Source organism: Acinetobacter sp. UBA5934, assembly GCF_002430855.1.
Classification (GTDB): domain Bacteria; phylum Pseudomonadota; class Gammaproteobacteria; order Pseudomonadales; family Moraxellaceae; genus Acinetobacter.
In genome coordinates this window covers 1-4,434 of record NZ_DJDC01000147.1, presented here as the reverse complement: position 1 = coordinate 4,434, position 4,434 = coordinate 1, and the positions used below count along the sequence as shown (strand labels likewise).

7 protein-coding genes are annotated in these 4,434 nt (G+C 44.7%); 5 read left to right on the top strand and 2 right to left on the bottom strand.

Annotation, left to right across the window (positions count from 1 at the left end; translation table 11 throughout):
- Both B2Y23_RS10255 and gatC read right to left on the bottom strand, forming a co-directional pair.
- Positions 1-290: amidase family protein (locus B2Y23_RS10255; protein ID WP_291370664.1), on the bottom strand; the 290-nt coding region annotated here is incomplete at its 3' end.
- Positions 291-342: 52 nt separating this feature from the next.
- A complete protein-coding gene (gene gatC / locus B2Y23_RS10250) occupies positions 343-657 on the bottom strand; it encodes an Asp-tRNA(Asn)/Glu-tRNA(Gln) amidotransferase subunit GatC (protein ID WP_291370662.1) in 315 nt (104 codons plus the stop codon).
- Between the two features lie 132 nt (positions 658-789).
- Here gatC and B2Y23_RS10245 point away from each other — a divergent pair, with 132 nt between their 5' ends.
- The 5 genes from B2Y23_RS10245 to B2Y23_RS10225 all read left to right on the top strand — a co-directional run.
- Complete coding sequence (locus tag B2Y23_RS10245) at positions 790-1,836, top strand: rod shape-determining protein (protein ID WP_086174771.1); 1,047 nt, start codon at positions 790-792, stop codon at positions 1,834-1,836.
- 16 nt (positions 1,837-1,852) lie between these two features.
- Positions 1,853-2,710 carry a rod shape-determining protein MreC gene (gene mreC, locus B2Y23_RS10240; protein WP_291357549.1) on the top strand — a complete coding sequence of 286 codons (858 nt, stop codon included), beginning with the start codon at positions 1,853-1,855 and terminating at the stop codon, positions 2,708-2,710.
- Positions 2,697-3,188 (top strand): rod shape-determining protein MreD, encoded by a 492-nt coding sequence (gene mreD, locus B2Y23_RS10235; protein WP_291370660.1) that lies wholly within the window; start codon positions 2,697-2,699, stop codon positions 3,186-3,188. Before mreC ends, mreD begins: the two co-directional genes overlap by 14 nt.
- Positions 3,176-3,742: a Maf-like protein gene (locus B2Y23_RS10230; protein ID WP_291370658.1), complete on the top strand. Its 567-nt coding sequence runs from the start codon at positions 3,176-3,178 to the stop codon at positions 3,740-3,742. Before mreD ends, B2Y23_RS10230 begins: the two co-directional genes overlap by 13 nt.
- A 41-nt stretch (positions 3,743-3,783) precedes the next feature.
- A partial coding sequence (locus B2Y23_RS10225) for a ribonuclease E/G (RefSeq protein ID WP_291370655.1) occupies positions 3,784-4,434 on the top strand: 651 nt, incomplete at its 3' end.

The following is a 4,434-nucleotide window of genomic DNA, read 5'->3' as shown; positions in this document are numbered from 1 at the left end:
TCCAGCATTTTAGAACCGGCAGTGGTTTTAATGCCTTGGGTACAGAAAATATCTTTATGCGCAATTGGAACACCGGTTAAAGCACTTGCATTGCCTGTTTTAATGGCTGCATCAGCTGCATCGGCTTGAGCCAGTGCTTGTTCAGGCGTGACAGTGACATAAGATTGTACTTGAGCATCGATTTTTTCAATGCGTTTTAAATAATGTTCTGTTAATTCGCGAGACGAAAATTTAGCCTCAGCCAAACCCTCGGAAAGTTCACGAATCGATAAGCGATGTAAATCTGTCATGAGAAATATTTCTTTACGTTTAATTTAATAAAATGATTTAACTGAATAAAAATTACTCAATCACGCGCGGAACAAGGTACAAGCCATCTTGGGTTGCTGGTGCAACAGCTTGATATTCTTCACGATGATTTTCTTCAGAAACCACGTCTTCACGTAAGGGCTGTGGATTGTCAAATGGGCTTTTAAGCGGCTCAACACCTTCAGTGTTAATGCCTTTTAAGGTTTCCATCATGCCTAAAATTTTATTTAGACTTTGAGCATATTCAGCAGATTGCGTATCATTTAGCGACAATCGTGCAAGATGTGCGATTGCTGAAACTGTTTGTGCATTTAAATCCGCAGAATGCTGTGCATCCGATGTAGACATAATATTACCTAATCAGTATTAAAAAAATTCAAAATATCGTGCGTTATAATAAGCGATTGACTTGTTCAAATCATCACATTTAGTTAAAGTTGCCACCTTGCGTCCACATAAAGTTTAATCGAGAACGTCTCCGTGATTCTAAAAAGACTAATTGGCTTGTTTTCGCCCGATCTAGCCATTGATTTAGGTACAGCAAATACACTTATTTATGCACCAGGACGAGGCATTATATTAAATGAACCGACGGTTGTGGCAATTCGTCACAGTGGTTCACAAAAAATCGTTGCCGCTGTTGGTCTTGATGCTAAACAAATGCTTGGTCGTACACCTGCAAATATCTCTGCAATCCGCCCGATGAAAGATGGAGTGATTGCCGATTTCGAAGTGACCGAAACCATGCTGAACCAGTTTATTGGTAAAGTCCATGAAAAGCGTCTTTTCCCGCCTGCACCGCGTGTTGTGGTTTGTGTACCGTGTAAATCAACTCTGGTTGAGCGCCGTGCCATTCGTGAAGCAGTCTTCAATGCCGGTGCACGTGATGTTCGCCTGATTGAAGAGCCGATGGCTGCTGCAATTGGTGCAGGCATGCCGGTTGAGCAGGCATGTGGTTCTATGGTGGTTGATGTTGGTGGTGGTACCACTGAAATCGCAATCATTTCATTACAGGGCTGTGTTTACGCAGATTCGCTACGTATTGGTGGTGATGTATTTGATGAACAGATCATCAACTACGTACGTAAAGCGCATGGCTGTGTGATTGGTGAAACCACTGCCGAAGTGATTAAAAAAGAAGTCGGTATGGCATTGCCGGATGAAGGTGCTCCAATACTCGAAATCGAAGTTCGTGGTCGTAACCTTGCAGAAGGTGTGCCTCGTGCAATTACCGTGACTTCAGTTGAAATTGCCCAAGCCATTTCTGATCCACTACAAAATATTGTCTCTGCGGTGAAATCTGCCCTTGAACAAACCCCGCCTGAATTGTCTTCTGACATTGCAGAACGTGGCATTGTATTGACAGGTGGTGGTGCATTACTGCGTAACCTGGACAAACTTCTTGCCCAAGAAACTGGTTTACCTGTAGTTGTGGCCGAAGATCCACTGACTTGCGTGACTCGTGGTGGTGGTAAAGTCCTGGAATTCTTCGATAATCCAAATCACGATATGCTATTTGTAGGTTAAGTAAAGGACAAGGCGGGTGCAAACACAACTGTTTTCTCGACAACCGCCATCTTTTCGCTCATTTATCATTGCGGTCATCACATGTCTGGTTGTGCTGTTTTTTAACTGGCGCATGCCTCATGTGATTCAACCCGCGCGTGATGTCTTGTACGCGGCATATAATCCGATTTATGCCCTGGCAAGTTATCCGGTGTTATCGCGAGAATGGCTCAATCAACAAACCAAGTCTGAAGCCCAGTTACGTCGTGAAAATACCGCGATGCAAGCCGAGCTGTTACAGGCTCAGGTTCGTCTGCAAAAATTATCTGAACTTTCTGCTGAAAATACCCGTTTAAGAGGTCTGCTCGATACCCCTTTGATTATTGATGGGCGCATGGAAATTGCAGAAGTGATCGGTACCGATGCAGATCCTTTAAGACATATTATTGTGATTAACCGTGGTTCCAGCAGTCAGCTCAAAGTCGGGCAAACCGTACTGGATGACAAGGGTATCATGGGGCAGATCATTAATGTCAATTCGCACAGTAGCCGTATTATGTTGCTATCCGACAAAGAACACTCTCTTTCCGTGCGTCTAGAACATACCGGGATGCGTGCCATTGTATCGGGTACAGGTGATTTAGGTCATTTGAAGATGGAATATGTTCCGACCAGCGCCAATGTCAAGGTTGGCGAAAAAGTCTATAGCTCAGGTCTGGGGGCACATTTCCCGGCGGGTTATCTGGTGGGTACAGTTTCTAAAGTGAATCGGCATAATTCAGGTGAGTTTGCCCAGATTGAAGTGATTCCAGCCGCGCAACTGGCAGGTGGGCATCATGTGGTCGTCCTGTTTTCTGATTCACTAGCGATGGAGCAGCCGCATGCGACTCGCTAAATTACGTGCTGAAACCAATCGTGATCCTTTAATTGCCATTATTGTTTCAGTCATTTTCTGTTCCGTGCTGATGGTTTATCCATTGTCTTATGCAGTGTCAGGTGCACGGCCTTTATTTATGCTGCTGCTCATGCTGTTTTGGGTGATGTGTCAGCCTACATGGTGCGGAATCTGGTTTGCCTTTGCCACCGGAATATTTACCGACCTGCTGCTAGATGCACCTTTGGGTATGAACGCCTTAAGTTTTGTGTTGATCACTTTTATTGTCCGGTTTTTAACCCGTGAACGACGTATTTTGACTTTTGGAAATCTGTGGATTATCAGTTTCCTGGCAGTGCTGGCACATCTATTTTTGACCTGGATTTTGCAAATTATGGGTGGTTTGCAATTTTCCATCACCCGACACTGGCAACCTTTATTGACCAGTCTGCTGGTTTTCCCGGTCATGTATTTTATGCTAAAAAAATGGCGCGTTTAATTCTGGCTTCGAGTTCACCGCGCCGTCGGGAACTGCTGCAACAGTTGGGTCTGGATTTCGAAATCTTTAGTCCAGACATTGATGAATCTATCGTTGAGGGCGAAGATGTTGCCGCCTATGTAGAGCGTCTGGCCTGTAGCAAAGCCGAGGTGGTCCTGGAGCAATTTCCGGATGCCATTGTGATTGCCGCTGACACCAGTTTAGGGGTGGACAATCAAATCTTAGGGAAACCTGATTCAAAACAACATGCTTTTGAAATGTGGCAGCGTATTTCCGGTCGCAAGCATGATGTATTTTCCGGTGTTTGTGTGCGTACAAGTACAGAAAAATCAAGTATAGTGGTACGAACGCAGGTTGAGTTTCAAAAATTAAGTCTCAATGATATGGAAGATTATTGGGCCACTGGGGAGCCGATTGGCAAAGCGGGTGGTTATGCTATTCAAGGCATCGCATCGCGTTATATTCCCCGTATAGAAGGCAGTTATAGCAATGTCGTGGGCTTGCCTTTACATGAAACCGTACAGTTATTACAGGCAGTTAAGGCACTAAATTAACTGACCTCAAAAAGAATTTTTATAATGTTTTGAGTTTTATTATGTCTGACGAGTTGTTGATTAACGTCACACCTATGGAATGTCGTGTGGCCTTAATCCAGAACGGCACGGTCAATGAGTTGTTTGTTGAGCGTACGGTTAAGCGTGGATTGGTTGGCAACATTTATAAAGGTAAAGTGGTACGTGTACTTCCGGGTATGCAGGCTGCTTTTGTCGATATTGGTCTTTCACGAACTGCTTTTCTACATATCAATGATATGGTCTGGCCGCGCAATCAACCGACTCCCAATGTTTTTGAACTGCTGCAACCTGGTCAAATTCTGACTGTCCAGGTGATGAAAGACATGCTGGGGACCAAAGGCGCGCGCCTCAGTACCGATCTTTCCATTCCTTCACGTTATCTTGTGCTGATGCCTTATGGTCATCATATTGGGGTATCACAACGCATTGAATCTGAAGAGGAGCGAGATCGACTGCGTTCAATGATCGAACGGATTCAAAGCGAGCATCAATTACCTGGTAGTGTCATTGTGCGTACCGCGGCAGAGGGGATTCCTGAAGCGGAAATTGCCCAGGATATGGCGTATTTGGCCAAGCTTTGGGAATTTATTCAGCGCAAGCAAAAAAGCATTGCCGTGCCTTCACTGATTTTTGAGGAACTGCCTCTACCACAGCGAATTATTCGTGATTTG

Excerpts from the sequence above, each read along its gene's own strand:
- mreD (WP_291370660.1), top strand. The coding sequence starts at position 2,697 with ATGCGACTCGCTAAATTACGTGCTGAAACCAATCGTGATCCTTTAATT.
- gatC (WP_291370662.1), bottom strand. The coding sequence starts at position 657 with ATGTCTACATCGGATGCACAGCATTCTGCGGATTTAAATGCACAAACA.
- B2Y23_RS10230 (WP_291370658.1), top strand. The coding sequence starts at position 3,176 with ATGGCGCGTTTAATTCTGGCTTCGAGTTCACCGCGCCGTCGGGAACTG.